This is a genomic window from Pseudomonas sp. G7(2022), assembly GCF_052660475.1.
On the sequence record NZ_CP109659.1, the window covers coordinates 4,213,211 to 4,229,081 of the forward strand.

The following is a 15,871-nucleotide window of genomic DNA, read 5'->3' on the forward strand; positions in this document are numbered from 1 at the left end:
CGCGCATCTCCGACGAGGCAACCATGAACATTGCACAACATTCGACAGACATTGAACGGGAGGTGGACAGCCTCGGGGTGATGAGCTGGCTGTCTCGTCACCAGCCGTTGCCCAGCGCCAATGAATCCTGGCTGGGGACCATTCTGCTGGTGGAGCGGATCGGCATGTTTCCATCGTCCGGGGACATTCGCCGACCGCTGCGCGATCCCTATCCCCTGCTCGCCCATCTGAAACGGATTTACAGCGAACAGGCGCTGGAGGTCGATGACCGCGACGGCCTGAAAGTGATTTTCAGCGACTGGCGATTCCGCGTGCGCATCTGCTGCAACGAACCGGCGATCATCATCAATGTGGAAACCCGTTGCCTGACGCAATTGATGCCGCAAAAGACAGCGGAGCTTTTGGGTCAGCTCGAAGGTTTCGACAAGGACTGAGACCTACTGTGAGGCAGCGCCGCAAGCCTCCTGCGGCGTTGCCCCGTGGTTGCCGCCGACGATCATCCGATAGAAGTAATCGGCAATCACCTTCCCGCCCGTGGCCGGCACCGGATGAATTCTGTCCGGGCCGATCATCGCCGCCGCATAACGTTTGACGTCCGTACCGAACGCGCATTGCAGGTTGGCGTAACCCAGATGCTGCTCGCGGGCCCAGGGCTCCAGCACTTGCGCATACGCCGACATCGGATAGGCACTGGAACGCGTGGTGTCCTGGCGCATGATCAGGTTGACGCTCGCTGCCGGCTGAATCTCGCGGATCATTGCGACCAGCCCCTGGACATTCTTCAGGTACTGCTCGGGCTTCACACCAAAACCCTGGTCGTTGCCACCGAGCATGATCAGGTAGATATCCGCCGGAATCTTCGACACCACCGCTTTCCACTGCGCCTGCCACTGACCGTCGGCATGATAGAAATCACCGGACGCTGCCCCCGACGCGGCCAGTTTCGACACCCGCAAACCGGCCTGGTCGTTGCTCATCCACAGGCCGAACAGGGTGGGCGCACCTTTCACCACTTCCAGCCTGAACGACCAGTCCGTGGCAGCGGACGTGCCCGGTAACGGGACTTCCTGAACGCCCGCGCCGGTGAGATTCAGCGGCTGCCAGTTCGCCGAGGGCGACCAGCGATAGCGAAGTTCACTGGATTCGCCATCCCCCAGATAAAGTAACTTTGCCTGGGTGACGGCAGTGTTTATCGCTTCGCTCGGATGCGCATCGACCTGCAGCCATGCACCGGGCCGTCCCGTCTCCGTGCGGCTGTCGGGACTAGGCTGTCCGAGGCCGGACACCCGCCAGTCGCCGCCGAAGTATTTTTCGCTGCTGCGGGTGTATTTGAAATGGCTGCCGCCCAACGCCGCGCCGTGGTTGAAACCGACGTAACCGGGACCGGCAAAACCGACCTCCCCGACCAGCCGCTGCACCAGTTTGTTCAGATAGAAATCCTGCCCGGCGCTGTAGCTGTCGCCGATCACCGAGACCGACAACACCTTCCCGGCCTTGCCTTCGCGCCACTGGGCAAACCGCTGGCGGGCGTCACCGACTTCGACCACCGACACCGCGACCGGCGCTGCGTCATCTACTGCAACCATCAAGCGCTTCCTTTAGCCGAGACCTGCACCGGGGAGACATCCGCCAGCGGTTTTTTCGCCGCTGCGCGCTCGCCCAAAAACAGCACCGAAGTGAAGTTGAACCGGCTGAAGATCGTCGACAGCAGCACCGGCCCGAGCAAGCCGCACGCCACGCCACAGAACACCAGCACGCTTTCGTCCTTGATGCCCAGACGTCCGAGCACCGAGCGCGATGTCGCGGCGAACAACACATGAAACAGGAAAATCGCGTAAGAGTAACCACCGAGCCAGGTCAGCGCCTTCGAGCGCATGTCGCTCGACAGCAGCGCAAAGCAGGACACACAACCCACCGTCAGGCCGATCAGGCTGCGACGATCGATGATCAGCTCGCGATCCAGCGCCGCGATGTACAACAGCGTCACGGAAATCAGCACGAACACTAACGGGCCGAGCACTTTGAACCGCTGCTTCAGCGTGCTGACATTTTCCTGGCCGATCATCCCGGCCACAAAGAACGGCAACAGATAAGTCGCACCGTTGATGCCGAACGCATCGAACTTGAACGGCGGCAGCAGAAACACCGCGGCGGAGAACGCGAACAGCAGGTACAGACGCGTCGCCGAACGCAGCCAACCACGCCATTCCAGCAGGCCGACAAACATGAAGATGATGAACACCGCCTGCAGGAACCAGAAGTGGTTCACCGGCACATAAAACGCCAGCAAGGCATCGATCACGCTGACGTCCTTGTTCACACCGGGGCCTACCGCCTGCAACACCGAGAACGGCACACCCACGCAAAACAGCGGCACGATCAAGCGCCGCACCTTGCCGGTGAAGAACGCCGAAAAGTCATTGCCGCGAATCTTGTAGATGGAATAGATGTAGCCCGAGATGAAGGTGAACAGCGGCATGCGCACGTACACCATCGAATCGGCGATCACCCGGAACGGTGAGCCGATATCGATCTTCAAACCGCCGCCCAGCGGACCGATCACGTGATAGAGCACCAGCAGCAGGCACGCCAGGCCGCGCAGGGTTTCGATCTCCAGGGACTTTTTCTTGCTCGACATAAAGCACCTGCCTCAATTCAGAATTCTGGATTCGACCCGCACCGGTTTGTTCGCCCGCAACATCAACCCCAGGCCCACGAACAACACCGGCACCACCATGGAAAAGTGCCGGGCGAACGAGCCGAAGTCGGGTTCGAACAAGCCTTGAACCAGCAGAAACGCCAAGGGAATCGCGATCAGCTCCTTGGGTTTGGTCTGGATCGGCGCGCCTTTGTAATCGGTCGAGGTGATCACTTTGAACAGCAGCAACGCGGTCATGATCATCAACGCCACGAAGATCACCTGACCCGGCCCGGACAGCAGGATCAGCTCCACGGGGAACGACAAGCGGAAGAAGATGATCATCGAGTCCAGTGCCTGCGAAACAAAGTCGCTGCCGCTGAGCCACGAGACGATCAGCGATTTGGACCCCTCTTCGCCCGCGGTGCGCAGTTCGTTGTTGCTGGCGCGAATCGACGACACCGGAAAGCCCAACGCCAGTTGAATCGCCATGGCCACCGCCAGATAAAACAGGAACAGCATCAGAAAGAAGGTCGTGCGCGACACATACTTCTTCATCACGCAGACGCCGACCCAGGACAGGGAAAACAGAATCCAGTAGGGCCGGATCAGCACGCCATAGATCACCGCCGACAGGAAAAATCCGCCGCGATACTTGCGCGACAGCGAGCTGAACAGAATGCTCAGCACCGCCACCGACACGATGATTTCCTTGGTCAGGTTCTCCAGGAAGAACGAGCGCACCACACCCCACAGACACAGAGTCCCGAAAATCGCCAGCGGCATGCGCCGGAACACCACCACCGGAATCGCCGTGAGGAAAAAATTGCAGAACATTCCGTAGGCCCAGGCGTTGGTCAGGTTGATCCCGGTGGGCCGCAGCAGGAACGCCGAACACTCGTAGGACGAGCGATCCGGCGAGAACGGATTCCAGAAATTGCAATTGTCGGCCCGGGCATAGGACGACCACAGGGTCATCGCATCCGGCCCCGGATCCCGGGGGACCAGCAGCGGCATGGCCACTGACAGAAACAGCCCGGTGAACAGGATCAGGAACGACAGTGACGAGTCGAGTTTCTTGCCGCGAAACTCGATGCACGGCAGTTTCAGGCCCATGACACGACAGCCTTTTTTGCTCGCGTCGCACGAGTCAGCAGCGCGATCACGGCGAGCTGCACGATGATTGCGAAGACGTTGCCCCAGGCTGCGCCGTAGATGGACCAGTGCTTGATCAACACATAGCTGACCGGCACCGAAATCAGCAGGCAAATGGCCGAGCTGGCGAGGGATACCCGGCTGTTTTTCGACGCGATCAACCCGCCCCAGACGATGTCGCCGATGGCACGCAGGGCGAAGGAAAAGATCAGCACGCCAAGAATCCCGTTGTCCGGACGCGGCACCGCTGCGCCGACATAATCGAGCACGATATTGAAGAACAGATAAATCGCCACCGCGACCGCCGCCGACACCACCAGCGAACGCGCGACCCATTTGTTCACGAACAACTGCTTGACGGTGAACGGTTGCTGATCGGCCTGGTAACGCTTGGCGAGCACCGGAATACCGACCACCGCCACCACCGCATAGGACAACGCCTGCAAGGTGTTGGCCGCCGACCACGCGTACACGTATTTACCGAGACTGGCGTAGGGTTCGAGGTCGATGATCAGAAAGCGCTCGGCGTACTGACTCAGCGCGATCAGGCCGGTGCCCAGGTAGAACGGCAATCCGGCTTTCCACACGGCCGCCGTCGCCAGCGTGCCCTCTTCGCGCCCACGATGGACGCTCACCATGATCAGGTAACCGGCGACGATCACCAGCACGTTGGCGATGACCCACAACCACAGCACGCTGGCAATTGCGGACACCCGGCCGAGCATCATTCCGCCCACGGCCAGCAGTGCCCAGAGGCCGGTCTTGACGAAGAACAGCAGCGCCCCCGCCGTGGCTTTCTGCGCGGAAAACACGAACGAGTTGATCTCGAACGACAGGTGCTCGGTCAGCAGTACCAGCGTCACGCAGGCGATCAATGCCGCCGTCGCTTCGACCTGCTGGAACAGTGAGTAGATCAGCACCGTCACCACCGACAGCACCAGACCCACGGCCAGGTACAGCAGCAGAACCTTGTCGACGACTCGCTTCGAACTGCCGCCGACGCTGATCAGCCGGTTGATTTCGGAACTGAAACCGACGCTGTAGAACTTCGACGCGATCAACGATGCGGCGACTACCACGCCATAAAAACCCAGCGCCTCGTACCCGAGGTAATGGGTGATGGCGAGCACCAGCAGAAACTTCGCGCCCAGTGCTCCGCCCCGCAGCAACAAGCGGAATATCATCGAATGACGCCCTTGATGATGTCGTCCATGGCCACGGTTTTCGCTTCGATCTCGCGGCAGGTATCGGTCAGGCGCTTGCCGAAATTCGACAGTGCGTTCGGTGCGTAGACCGTGTCGATGATGGTGTCGACATTGATGTCACCCCCGTTGATGACCCAGTCCTCGACGCCCATGTCCTGATAGGCGCCGAAGCCTTTGCGTTCGTAGCTGATGTGGTACGCCGGCACGCCGGACAGCAGCGATTCGATCGCCCCGTGCAGGCGCACGGAAATCACCAGGTCCGGTTGGTATTTGGCCAGCGTCGCTTTCAACGGCAGCAGGTCTTCGGTGATGCCCAGCTCGCGATAGAACGCGCCGTCATCGTTGCCGCGTACAGCGCTCTGCACCGCGCAGACCACTTTGCTTTTGTTCTTCAAACGCTGCAGCAGCACCTTCAAATTGGCCACGTAGGCGAGCTTCTTTTCCTTGCTCCACGCCGGTGGCTTGCGCAGCACCACGCACACGGTGGCCGGTGTCGAAGCGCAGCGGGTGAACTTGGGTTGCTGCAGGATTTTGCCGGCCAGGGCCTGCACCGCAAGGTCCGGTGCGCGGTAGACATTTTCACAGGCATCGAACAGCGCCGAGGAACGGTTATCGCGCACGAACACCGCATCGGCGCTGGCGTAGTGGCCGACGATCTTGTCGCTGTCGCCATGGAACGGGCCGATGCTTTGCGGCAGATACACCGAGGGGATCTTGCTGAGAATCGCGGTTTCCAGCTGCTTGGCATGCCCCAGTTTCAGCTTGATGTGCTCAAAGGCGCTTTTGGAGCGCATGTAGCCGCCACCGACGCCGACGATCAGATCGGTTTTCTTCAGCAGATCCGCCAGGCCGGCGTAGGAGCGGTTGAGAAACACCGCCTGCTTGACCCGGCCCAGCCCCTTCGCGGCCATGACCGGCGCATCGAAGCGCGGGTGCGGCAGGTATTTGAAAGAGTCCGGATCGGAGGCCACGACATTGATCCTGGTGTCCTCGCCAAAATTACGCTGCACCAGCGCGATGGCCAGATCGACCAGCAGACCATCACCGGAATTGGACGCACTGTAGCCATGCAAAATCGTTACGTTCATGAGCGGAGTTCTACTTAACAAGAGGGAGCGGAATACAGGTCGTAGGTCTGGCGGATCATCAACGCGGCGCTGAAACGCTCGCGGACGATGCGCCGACCTTCGATGCCCAGGGCCGACAACGCAGGCTTCTGGATTTTCTTCAGGCGATCGGCCAGCGCCTGGTGGTCACCGGCGGGGAACACGTAGCCGGACACGCCATGGGTGACCAGTTCGGGCAACGACGTGCAGTCGCTGGCGATCACCGGCAGGCCCAGCGCCATGCCTTCCAGCGGCACCATGGCAAAGCCTTCCCAGCGACTGGGGACGATCAGCGCATCGGCTTTCTGATACAGCGCGTGTACCTCGGTCGGCGTCACCCAGGGCAGGTATTCCACCCCATCCAGCGGCGGACACTCGACGACATCCTCGTTCACCGCGCTGCCCACCACCGTCAGTTTCAGGTCGCTGCGCTTTGCTTCGGTGTACGCCTTGAGCAACACGTCGAAGCCTTTCTGGTAGTCGAGGCGACCGACGAACAGCAGATGAATCGGTGCCGGATTGTCGATCTTGCGTTCGTCATCCTTGTGATCGATGCCGTTGTAGATCAGCGTCATGCGCTGGCGCTCGATGCCAAACTTCGCGGCCTTGTCCAATTCGAACTGGCTGACGCAGATGATCTTGTCCGTGACCTTCTGCAGCACCCGCTCGATCCACGCATAAGCTTTCTGCTTGATCGGCGAGCTTTCCATCAGGAACGAAAACGCATGGGGGCAGTAGACGATTTTCGGCTTGCGCCACGGTCGCAGGAGCACGCAGACGCAACGGCCGATGACCCCGGAAAAGGTGCTGTGCAGATGCACCACATCGGGTTTTTCCTTGAGCAGGACCCGCGCCAGTTGCCAGGCAAAACGCAGCAGCGACGGCACATTCCGCCCGCTTCGGGCGAAGGTGCGGATCTGCTGTTCATCGATGCCGTGCAGTTCTTTCTTCTGGTCGAGCGGGACCAGATACACCAGCTCATAGCGCCCGTCTTCCGGAGCCGCCGAAATCGTGCGGATGACCGTCGCCACCCCGCCTTTGATCGTTTCCGCCACGTGCAGTATTTTTTTCACAACCCACCCACTTTCATGCCTGTAAGGACCGTCGCTGAGATTCAGGACTGGTCGGACGCGTATTCGTAGTTGTAATAGCTGCCGTTGCCGTAATAGCTGGCCGCACGCTTCTCGACGCCGTTGAACACCGCGCCCTTCAACTCGATGCCGTTCTGGGCGAAGCGGCGAATGGTCAGTTCGATCTCTTTGGCCGGGTTCACCCCGAAGCGCGCGACGATCAGGCTGATGCCCGCCTCGCGGCCGACAATCGCCGCATCGGTCACCGCCAACAGCGGCGGCGTGTCGATGATCACCACGTCGTAGCGCTCGCTGAGTTCTGCCAGCAGTTCGCGGAAGTTCGCGTGCATCAGCAGCTCGGAAGGGTTGGGCGGAACCTGGCCACGGCTGATGAAGTGCAGGTTGTCGACCTCGACCTTGTTGATCGCCTGCTCCAGGGTGCAGCGCTTGACCAGCAGATCCGACAGGCCGTTGGTGATCGGCGTGTTCAGGCTCTTGTGCAGATGCCCCTTGCGCATGTCGGCATCGATCAGCACCACACGCTGGCCGCTCTGGGCCATGACCGCCGCGAGGTTGGAAGACACGAACGTTTTGCCGACCTGCGGGCTCGGGCCGGAAATCATGATGCGGTTGTTGGTCGAATCCAGCGCCGCGAAATGCAGGCAGGTGCGCAGGCTGCGGATCGACTCGATGGACAGGTCCGTCGGGTTGCGCAGAGCCAGCAGATAGGCCGGTGTATCCGTCGTGACTTTGGCGCGGACTTTCTTGGTGTCCTCTTCCTGTTGCAGGGCGCTGTAGGGAATCGACGCGTAGACCGGCAAGCCGAGCTGCTCGATGGCTTCCGGACCTTCCAGGCCCTTGCTCAGCGACTTGCGCAACAGCACCAGGGCCACGCCGACAAAGGCGCCGAGGAAGGTCGCGATCAGCACGATCAGGGCTTTTTTCGGTTTGACCGGGCTGGTCAGATCGACATCCGCCGTATCCACCAGACGCACGTTACCCACGGCGCCGGCGCGGATGATGTCCAGCTCCTGGGATTTGTTCAGCAACTGGGTGTAGATCTGCGAAGCGACCTCGACATCGCGGGTCAGGTTCAGCAATTCCTGTTGCGTGGCCGGCAGGTCCTGGACCTTGCCCTCCAGCGACCGCTGTTGCTGGGTCAATTCACCGATCTGAGTCATCAACGCGCGATAGGCGGGATGCTGCTTGGTGAACTTGCGATCCATCTCCGCCTGTTGCAGTTTCAGCTCGGAAATCCGCGTTTCGAGCGCGACGGACTGACCGAGCACCGATTGGGTTTCCAGGGAGATGTTCACGGTTTTACCGTGGGTCTGGTAGGCATTGAGCGCATCACTGGCCTTGGCCAGATCGCGTTTGACCTGGGGCAACTGACTTTGCAGGAAGGCCAGGCTCTGCGCCGCTTCGGCCGAGGTACGGCGTACGTTCTGGTCCACGTACAGCGAGGCGATCTTGTTGAGGATCTTCACCGCCTCGGCGGCATCGCTGCTGGCCAGGGCCAGACGGATGATCCCCGACTCCTTGCCTTGCTCGGAAATATCCAGCGCGTCCTGATAACCCTGAATGGTCACGATTCGTGGGTAGCGCACCACTTCGAAACGGGTGCCGGAGTTGGCCTGCAAATGCGTGATCTGCCCTTCTACCCCATCCTGCGCGAAGGGTTCGCCGGCCACGCCTTCGATCAGCAGGTTGTCGTTGTCGTCGAACAACTGGAAGTGCTGTTGCTCGCCGGCGATCAGGCTGAGTTTCTTGCCCAGCAGTTCTTTAGGAAGATCGAGCCGGGCAAACTCCAGGCGCTCCCCGCCCCACGCGTAGCTGCTCAGCCCGAAACGTGGCGGCGCGACGCTGAGTTCGGTTTCACCGCGATAGCGGCGGGAGAGAAAGCCGCCAATCAGCGGAAAGGTGTTGGGGGTGACGTCGATGTCCAGCCGCAGATCATCGACGGTCTTGCCGATCACTGCGCGGGATTTGATGATGCCGATCTCGGTCACCGACGGCGACTGGCCGCCGAGCATGCTGTTGAGATCGGAGAAGCCAAGCATGTCGTTCTTTTTCGGTTCGACCTGCACCAACGCGTTGGCCAGATACACCGGCGTGGCCAAAATCGCATAGGCAACGCCGGTCATCATGAACGCACCGGTCAATGCGCCGATCAGCCATTTCTGATCGATCAGGCTGCCGAATATGCCGAGTAGATCAATACTGTCTTGATCGTTTTCACGGGTGCCGATTACTGACGGTAACTGCATAAGTCTTTCTTACCATTCACTGATCTGAAGAATATTCATCAACGCGCCAAGCGTTGCGCCCATGAGCTGACAGCAGCTTCAATCAATGCATGGGCATGAATAAACGCGGCCTGCCCTTGACGATACGGATCCTGTATTTCTCGCTCGCTTTGCCATTTGCCAAGAAGAAACACTTTGCCCCTGGCGTGAGAGGCAATCTTCAGTACTTGTTTTACATGCTCTTTTTCCATGACCAGAATCAGATCCGACTCATTGACGATGTCGGCGGTCAGTTGCCGGGCCTTGAACCCTTCGGCACTGTGCCCACGGTCTTCCAGAACCTGGCGCGCGGTCGACTCCATGCCTTCGCCGACCCGCGCAGACAGGCCTGCGGAGGTCACGCTGATTGCCGAGGGTGTCAGTGCATTGCGCAACAGAAGTTCCGCTGTCGGACTTCGGCAGATATTGCCTACGCAAACGACAAGAATCTTTTTGAACAAGGTTTACTTTCCCGTGTAATGTCAATCGGCCAACATGCCCTGCAAATTCGAATGAACCCGCAAGACCTTCCTTCACTCGGAAATAGATTCACCCGTTAATACCGATGCATTAAGTACCACGGCCTCTAAAAGTCCCCCAACTAGAATTACCGGACTAAAAATAACTGTGATTTTCAGGCGAACGTTTTCCGACAAAAAATAACATTCGTGCACTTCGCGCCCTATTCGTCATCGAAATACAGGCAACGAGATAACTATTGGCTAGATGTCATTCTCATCAGGAGAGCAGACATGAAATCAGCACATTTCAAACATCTTGGTGCCGCCGCCCTGTTGATGCTCAGTGCTACCGCGCAGGTTCACGCCAGCGCGCTGTTCCCGTCACTGCCCGCCAGAACCATCGGCGTTCAGGTCAAGATCCAGAACTTCACCCCGACCGACGCCGAGCAGATCAAAGCGGCCGGATTCAGTTTCGTGCGCTTCGGCGTCTGGAGCGACAGCCTCGGCGCCAAGGCCTATCAGAAACAGATCAGCGATGCGTTCGCGGCGGCGCGATCCGCCGGCTTGCCGGTCTTGATGACCGTGCGCGCCACTAAACCGTTGACCGGAGACCTGGCAACCGCCGGTGAAGCCTTCGCCAACGCGGTGACCGGTCTTGAGCAAGCCTGGAGCGGGCAACTGGTGGGGATCGAAATCTGGAATGAGCCGGATCTCGACACCTACTGGCCCACCGGAGACTTCAAAAACACCTTCGTGCCGTTCATGACGGCCATGTGCAAGACGCTGCAGGGCAAACCGCAATCGACGCCCCTGGTGGGATTCGGTTTCGCCCGCCCGCCGACGGCAGGCTCCGCTTCGACCGTGGCACTCAACAGCATTCTCGGCACTTATCCGCAGTGCCTGGATGCGATTTCCTATCACCCTTACGGCATGACCGCGACGCAGATCAGTAACGCGCAAACCTTCATCCAGCAAAACTTCCATTTGCCGGGCGTCATCAGTGAATGGGGCATTTCGGCACTCGCCTCCAACGGCGGGCCGGAAGGGCAAGCGAGTAAAATCGGCGCGTTCATCGCCGATGTTAAAAAACTCAGCATTCAGCTGACGTCGATTTACGAATGGAAGAACAGCGAGTCGGGCAGTAACGACCGGGAGAAGAATTTCGGCCTGCTGACCTCCGACGGACAGTCGAAACCGGCACAAACGGCGGCCTCGACCCAGCTCAACGCCGAATAGCCGCTGCGCAACGGGTCAGTTGCTTTGAACCTGTGGTCCTTTTTGGCATCGTATTGATCGATACCGCGCCCCGCCCATTCAAACAGCCGTTTTCAGGTTGTTGCTCGCGGGGCTATCGATACACCCACATGCCCTTGAGTGGCTGTCAGCGCTCGGGTAATGTCTTCAGACCCATAGGACAGAGCACGCTCATGACTTCCAAGCTGGAACAACTCAAACAGTTCACCACCGTGGTTGCCGACACCGGCGACTTCGAAGCGATTGCCCGGGTCAAGCCGGTCGACGCCACCACCAACCCTTCCCTGCTGCTCAAGGCGGCGGCCATTCCGGCCTACGCCGAGCTGCTGAACGCCGCCGTTAGCGACTGCAAGGGCGATGTCGGCCTGGCCAGCGACCGTTTCGGCGTCGCGGTCGGCCAGGAAATCCTCAAGGTGATCCCGGGCCGTATCTCCACTGAGGTGGATGCACGCCTGTCGTTCGACAAGGACGCGATGCTCAAGCGTGCGCACCGTCTGATCGAGCTGTACGACAAGGCCGGCGTCGGTCGCGACCGCGTGCTGATCAAGATCGCTTCGACCTGGGAAGGCATCCGCGCCGCCGAAGTGCTCGAGAAGGAAGGCATCCAGACCAACCTGACCCTGCTGTTCTCCTTCGCTCAGGCCGCTGCTTGCGCCGACGCCGGCGTGTTCCTGATCTCGCCGTTCGTGGGCCGTATCTACGACTGGTACAAGAAAGCCAACGGCAACGACTACACCGGCGCCGACGATCCGGGCGTGCAGTCCGTGACGCGCATCTACAACTACTACAAGGCCAATGACTACAAGACCGTGGTCATGGGTGCGAGCTTCCGCAACCTCAATCAGATCGAGCAACTGGCCGGCTGCGACCGCCTGACCATCAGCCCGGACCTGATCGACAAACTGGCGGCAGACACCGGCAAACTGGAGCGCAAACTGGCCCCGGGCCACGCTGGCGAAGCTCGTCTGAGCCTCAACGAATCGCAATTCCGCTGGTTGTCCAACGAAGACGCGATGGCCACCGAGAAACTGGCTGAAGGCATCCGTCAGTTTGCCCGTGACCAGGAAAAGCTCGAGGCGTTGTTGCAAGCCAAGCTGTAATGGGCTGACGGCAAACGCAAAAAGGGCGAACCCTCACAGGTTCGCCCTTTTTTGTGCCTGATGGCTGGGGAATCAATGCCTTTCGAGGGCATTCACCAGATCATGGAAAGCTTCGCGATTGGAGTCGTTCAGGCCCATGAGGATCTTGTGCGCTTCGAGCACCTTGATCCGCACGACTTCCTCCGACTGATCCTGATCCGGCAGGTCATCGAGGCATTCCGGGCAAGGCACGGGATGGTTGACGATATTGAACACCTGCTCGAAACCCATCGATTGAAGCAGACGGGTGATGTCGTCATGGGTGGTGACCACGGTCGGCAGCAGGCCGACCTTCTGCCGCGACAGGATCGACAGCTTGGCCAGCAGGCCCAGCGTGGTGCTGTCGATGCTGCGGGTTTCGGTCAAATCGATCACGATCGCGTTGAAATTCAGCGCGGTGAAGATTTTTTCAATAGTCGCATCCAACGCCGAACACAGGGTCAGGCGAACTTCACCGACGAACTTCAGGACAAAGGTGCCGTCCTGCTCGGCGAACTGGATTCTACCGGTACTCATTAAAGATTCCTGCTCAACACCAACAGGGCGATATCATCCGGCATCTCCCCTAGCGTGGCCAATCCAAAAACCTGCCGCAGGCCATCCAGGCTGCCGCCCGCCGACTTGACCCGTTCGGGCAAGGCGGCTTCTTTTTCTTTGAGTGTGGGTTCTGGCAAAAGATCCAGAATGCCATCAGACATCAGCGTCAGGCTGAACGTCGGTGGCAGCTCGAGCACGTGGTCTTCGTAGGTGGCTTCGTTGAAAAGCCCCACGGGCAGACCGCGCCCCTCGAGGTAGCGAACACTGTCAGGCGTGTACAACACAGGCAACGGCAGATGGCCGCCGATGCTATAGGTCAACAAACCGGTCTCCTCGTCGATGACTCCACCGACCATTGTGACGTGTTTACCCAGCTTACAACTGATCAGCCCCCGGTTGATATGACCAAGGACTTCCGAAGGCTTGAATTCCGGCAAGGTGCCGCTGCGCCTGGACTCGAACAGCAAGCGCGTGGTCATGAACTTCAGCAGCACGGTGACGAACGCCGAAGAGGCGCCATGGCCTGAAACGTCCGCCAGATAGAACGCGACCCGGCGTTCGTCCACCCGGAAATAGTCGACAAAATCACCCGACAGGTACAACGACGGAATGATCTGGTGGGCGAACTTGAACGTGTCGATGGTCCAGGGGCTTTCCGGCAGCATGTTCATCTGCACCTGGCGACCGGCGTTCTGGTCTTCCTGAAGCAGGTTCAGGCTGGCTTCGAGCTCGCGATTGGCCTTCTCCAGCTTCTCGCGGTAGCGCTGGTTTTCCAGCAGCAGGCGCGCACGATCCAGAGCCCGGCGTACGGAGTGCTCGAGCACGGCCAGATCTTCGAGAGGCTTGATCAGGTAATCCGCCGCGCCCAGGCGCAGAGCCTCGACCGCGTCGTTCATCACGCCGGCACCGGAAACCACGATCACCGGTGTCTGCGGGGATCGCTCGGTGACCTGACGGATAAGTTCGAGACCGCCCATCTGCGGCATGCGCAGATCGCAGATGACGAGGTCGGGCTTGTCTTGCTCGAATACCTGAAGACCCTGCTGACCGTTACTGGCCTGCAAGACGCTGAAACCACTGTCTTCCAAATAGGCCGCGAGGCTCGCGCGCACTACTTCGTCATCATCGATTATCAGCAGCGTGGCACTGGTTTTTGGCATGTGGGCAAACGGCGCCAGAATTAGGTTGGCGTAGCAGGCGGGGCAACGGCCCGGCGCAGACTACTGGATTCGCTTTCTAGCCTCTCTGCTGCACCGCTTCGGAGCGTTTGCCCCGCACACGGATGCACCAGAGGTGCCCTTCTAAGGCGCAGACGGTACTCCCATCCTTCGAGCGTTTCAAGCATGCGCGGATCGTCACTTGACGACTTTGTTTGTCAAATCACAGAGAGTTATAAGAACGTTCGAAACCGTAACTCAATGGAAGGACGCACGGACAAAAAAAGGCGACCTTTCGGTCGCCTTTCGGGGTTCACGGGCCGAAATCAGAAATCGTCTTCGACGTGACCGTCCTTGACCTTGAACTCGCGGTTCTGCAGGTAGGCATTGCGGATGAAGGTGTACTTGTCGCCGCTGATCAGCTTCTCGCTGGACAACAGGCTGGCGCGGGTGTCGACGATGTTCAGGCCGTAAATAGTGTTGCGCGCCGGAATGTCGTTCATGTAGCGATACGGTGCGGTGTAGGTGTCGACGTATTTCGACGGCGCGTCACGCAGGGTGCTCGGGCCCAGCAACGGCAGCATCACGTACGGACCGCTGCTCACGCCCCAGTAACCGAGGGTCTGGCCGAAATCTTCGTCGCTGCGCTGCAGGCCCATCTTGGTGCCTACATCGAAGAAGCCCAGCAGGCCGAAGGTGGTGTTGAAGATCAAACGCGCGGTGTCGACACCGGCAGCGGCCGGTTTGGCCTGGAGAATGTTGTTCGCCAGGTTGGTGATGTCACCGACGTTACGGAACATGTTGTGGATGCCGTCTTCCAGGAATTGCGGCGTTACAAATTCGTAGCCCTGCGCCAGAGGCTTCAATGCGTAGGTATCGACGAAGTCGTTGAACTGGAAAATCGGACGGTTGACGCTTTCCCAAGGGTCTTCTTCCGTTGCCGCCTGGGCAACGAACGGAACCAGCATCACGCTGGCGCATACACAAAGCTGAGCGAGAGGGTTGCTCCAGCGCATAGAAAAACTCCTTGGATTGTACATACGCGGCATGCGGGCCACGGTTATAAGACGCTCAGTATAAGACGGAAACACCTGTTTAGGCATTTCCTGCATCATCGGCTCTGTAGGACGCTTCGTAATGCATCTGTCATCCAACTGTCACCGGGATTGCTTAGCCTGATCCCTATTTCAGGGACGTTTTTCATGCCACACGCCGAAGTACTGCACCCTGCGGCACCCAACCTGACGGCCGTGCTGTTCGGACTCAGCGGCTGCCTGGTGGATTTCGGTGCCCGCGTCCACAATCACGCTGACGCCACAACGGATCACGCCGAGGCCACTCCCGGAGCCCTCGACAGCCTCCGCAGCCTGCAACAGCAACAGATTCCGTGCGCGTGGCTGGACGAACTCCCCCCTGCCCTCACCCGAATGCTTTCAGCAACGCTGCCCGACTGGGTCAAATCTTCGCAACATCCTGCAACAATCAATCCGTGGCCGGCGCCCGATGCCTGCTGGCAGGCGTTGATGGCATTACGGGTCTGCCGCCTCGAGGGTTGCGTGCTGGTCAGCGGTGAACCGCGCCTGCTGCAATCCGGCCTCAATGCCGGGTTGTGGACGATTGGCCTGGCGTCCTGTGGTTCACTCTGCGGCCTCGCGCCTCACGAATGGCAAGCACTGAGCCAGAAAGAGCGCGAGCAGTTGCGCGGCAAGGCGACGGTGCAGCTGTTCGGGCTGGGCGTGCACTCGGTGATCGATCATCTGGGCGAACTCGACACTTGTCTGGCGGACATCAGCCTGCGCCGCCTCAAAGGCGAAAAGCCCTGACCGGGATCATGCAGGTTGCAGCAGAGTGGATTAGTCTTAGA

General features: G+C 59.6%; 15 protein-coding genes. 4 read left to right on the plus strand and 11 right to left on the minus strand.

Annotated elements, in window-relative coordinates:
• Window positions 1-23 precede the first annotated feature (23 nt).
• Complete coding sequence (locus tag NE357_RS19160; protein WP_169431189.1) at window positions 24-434, plus strand: mannose-1-phosphate guanylyltransferase; 411 nt, start codon at window positions 24-26, stop codon at window positions 432-434.
• A 3-nt stretch (window positions 435-437) separates the two neighbouring features.
• Here NE357_RS19160 and NE357_RS19165 read toward each other — a convergent pair whose 3' ends face one another.
• Genes NE357_RS19165 through NE357_RS19200 form a run of 8 tightly spaced genes read right to left on the minus strand, consistent with a single transcriptional unit; the run spans window position 438 to window position 9,920 of the window.
• A complete protein-coding gene (locus tag NE357_RS19165) occupies window positions 438-1,586 on the minus strand; it encodes an SGNH/GDSL hydrolase family protein (protein WP_169431190.1) in 1,149 nt (382 codons plus the stop codon).
• The gene (locus NE357_RS19170; protein ID WP_169431191.1) at window positions 1,586-2,638 is read right to left on the minus strand and encodes an acyltransferase family protein; all 1,053 of its coding nucleotides are present in this window, start codon (window positions 2,636-2,638) and stop codon (window positions 1,586-1,588) included. Before NE357_RS19170 ends, NE357_RS19165 begins: the two co-directional genes overlap by 1 nt.
• Before the next feature lie 12 nt (window positions 2,639-2,650).
• Window positions 2,651-3,754, minus strand: a complete 1,104-nt coding sequence (locus tag NE357_RS19175; RefSeq protein ID WP_169431192.1) for a hypothetical protein — start codon at window positions 3,752-3,754, stop codon at window positions 2,651-2,653.
• On the minus strand, window positions 3,745-4,977 hold the full coding sequence (locus NE357_RS19180) for a phosphoribosylaminoimidazole carboxylase (RefSeq protein WP_169431193.1): 1,233 nt from the start codon (window positions 4,975-4,977) through the stop codon (window positions 3,745-3,747). The genes NE357_RS19175 and NE357_RS19180 overlap by 10 nt, the downstream gene beginning before the upstream one ends.
• Complete coding sequence (locus tag NE357_RS19185) at window positions 4,974-6,086, minus strand: polysaccharide pyruvyl transferase family protein (RefSeq protein WP_169431194.1); 1,113 nt, start codon at window positions 6,084-6,086, stop codon at window positions 4,974-4,976. The genes NE357_RS19180 and NE357_RS19185 overlap by 4 nt, the downstream gene beginning before the upstream one ends.
• A gap of 14 nt (window positions 6,087-6,100) precedes the next feature.
• Window positions 6,101-7,177, minus strand: coding sequence for a glycosyltransferase (locus NE357_RS19190; RefSeq protein ID WP_169431195.1), 1,077 nt, complete (start codon window positions 7,175-7,177; stop codon window positions 6,101-6,103).
• Between the two features lie 41 nt (window positions 7,178-7,218).
• Window positions 7,219-9,441 carry a polysaccharide biosynthesis tyrosine autokinase gene (locus NE357_RS19195; protein ID WP_169431196.1) on the minus strand — a complete coding sequence of 741 codons (2,223 nt, stop codon included), beginning with the start codon at window positions 9,439-9,441 and terminating at the stop codon, window positions 7,219-7,221.
• A 38-nt stretch (window positions 9,442-9,479) separates the two neighbouring features.
• Window positions 9,480-9,920, minus strand: coding sequence for a low molecular weight protein-tyrosine-phosphatase (locus NE357_RS19200; RefSeq protein ID WP_169431197.1), 441 nt, complete (start codon window positions 9,918-9,920; stop codon window positions 9,480-9,482).
• A gap of 291 nt (window positions 9,921-10,211) precedes the next feature.
• Between NE357_RS19200 and NE357_RS19205 the strand changes: the two genes are divergently transcribed.
• Together NE357_RS19205 and tal are read left to right on the plus strand one after the other, a co-directional pair.
• Window positions 10,212-11,156 (plus strand): glycosyl hydrolase family 5, encoded by a 945-nt coding sequence (locus NE357_RS19205; protein WP_169431198.1) that lies wholly within the window; start codon window positions 10,212-10,214, stop codon window positions 11,154-11,156.
• A 191-nt stretch (window positions 11,157-11,347) separates the two neighbouring features.
• Window positions 11,348-12,274, plus strand: coding sequence for a transaldolase (gene tal / locus NE357_RS19210; RefSeq protein WP_169431199.1), 927 nt, complete (start codon window positions 11,348-11,350; stop codon window positions 12,272-12,274).
• Window positions 12,275-12,346: 72 nt separating this feature from the next.
• Here the strand turns inward: tal and rssC are convergent, their stop codons facing one another.
• The 3 genes from rssC to NE357_RS19225 all read right to left on the minus strand — a co-directional run bounded on the left by rssC (window position 12,347) and on the right by NE357_RS19225 (window position 15,023).
• On the minus strand, window positions 12,347-12,829 hold the full coding sequence (gene rssC / locus NE357_RS19215; protein ID WP_042560140.1) for an anti-sigma factor antagonist RssC: 483 nt from the start codon (window positions 12,827-12,829) through the stop codon (window positions 12,347-12,349).
• Entirely contained in the window at window positions 12,829-14,010 is a 1,182-nt protein-coding gene (gene rssB / locus NE357_RS19220) for a two-component system response regulator RssB (RefSeq protein WP_169431200.1), read from the minus strand. Before rssB ends, rssC begins: the two co-directional genes overlap by 1 nt.
• A gap of 323 nt (window positions 14,011-14,333) precedes the next feature.
• Window positions 14,334-15,023, minus strand: coding sequence for an MlaA family lipoprotein (locus NE357_RS19225; RefSeq protein WP_169431201.1), 690 nt, complete (start codon window positions 15,021-15,023; stop codon window positions 14,334-14,336).
• A gap of 186 nt (window positions 15,024-15,209) precedes the next feature.
• On the opposite strand from NE357_RS19225, the gene NE357_RS19230 reads away from it, so the two are divergent.
• On the plus strand, window positions 15,210-15,830 hold the full coding sequence (locus NE357_RS19230) for an HAD family phosphatase (RefSeq protein ID WP_169431202.1): 621 nt from the start codon (window positions 15,210-15,212) through the stop codon (window positions 15,828-15,830).
• Window positions 15,831-15,871 lie beyond the last annotated feature (41 nt).

Bases quoted from the DNA above. Each gene is read 5' to 3' on its own strand.
- NE357_RS19180 (WP_169431193.1), bottom strand. From the start codon at position 4,977: ATGATATTCCGCTTGTTGCTGCGGGGCGGAGCACTGGGCGCGAAGTTT.
- NE357_RS19195 (WP_169431196.1), bottom strand. From the start codon at position 9,441: ATGCAGTTACCGTCAGTAATCGGCACCCGTGAAAACGATCAAGACAGT.
- rssC (WP_042560140.1), bottom strand. From the start codon at position 12,829: ATGAGTACCGGTAGAATCCAGTTCGCCGAGCAGGACGGCACCTTTGTC.
- tal (WP_169431199.1), top strand. From the start codon at position 11,348: ATGACTTCCAAGCTGGAACAACTCAAACAGTTCACCACCGTGGTTGCC.
- NE357_RS19205 (WP_169431198.1), top strand. From the start codon at position 10,212: ATGAAATCAGCACATTTCAAACATCTTGGTGCCGCCGCCCTGTTGATG.
- NE357_RS19185 (WP_169431194.1), bottom strand. From the start codon at position 6,086: ATGAACGTAACGATTTTGCATGGCTACAGTGCGTCCAATTCCGGTGAT.
- NE357_RS19160 (WP_169431189.1), top strand. From the start codon at position 24: ATGAACATTGCACAACATTCGACAGACATTGAACGGGAGGTGGACAGC.
- NE357_RS19170 (WP_169431191.1), bottom strand. From the start codon at position 2,638: ATGTCGAGCAAGAAAAAGTCCCTGGAGATCGAAACCCTGCGCGGCCTG.
- NE357_RS19165 (WP_169431190.1), bottom strand. From the start codon at position 1,586: ATGGTTGCAGTAGATGACGCAGCGCCGGTCGCGGTGTCGGTGGTCGAA.
- NE357_RS19225 (WP_169431201.1), bottom strand. From the start codon at position 15,023: ATGCGCTGGAGCAACCCTCTCGCTCAGCTTTGTGTATGCGCCAGCGTG.
- NE357_RS19175 (WP_169431192.1), bottom strand. From the start codon at position 3,754: ATGGGCCTGAAACTGCCGTGCATCGAGTTTCGCGGCAAGAAACTCGAC.
- rssB (WP_169431200.1), bottom strand. From the start codon at position 14,010: ATGCCAAAAACCAGTGCCACGCTGCTGATAATCGATGATGACGAAGTA.
- NE357_RS19230 (WP_169431202.1), top strand. From the start codon at position 15,210: ATGCCACACGCCGAAGTACTGCACCCTGCGGCACCCAACCTGACGGCC.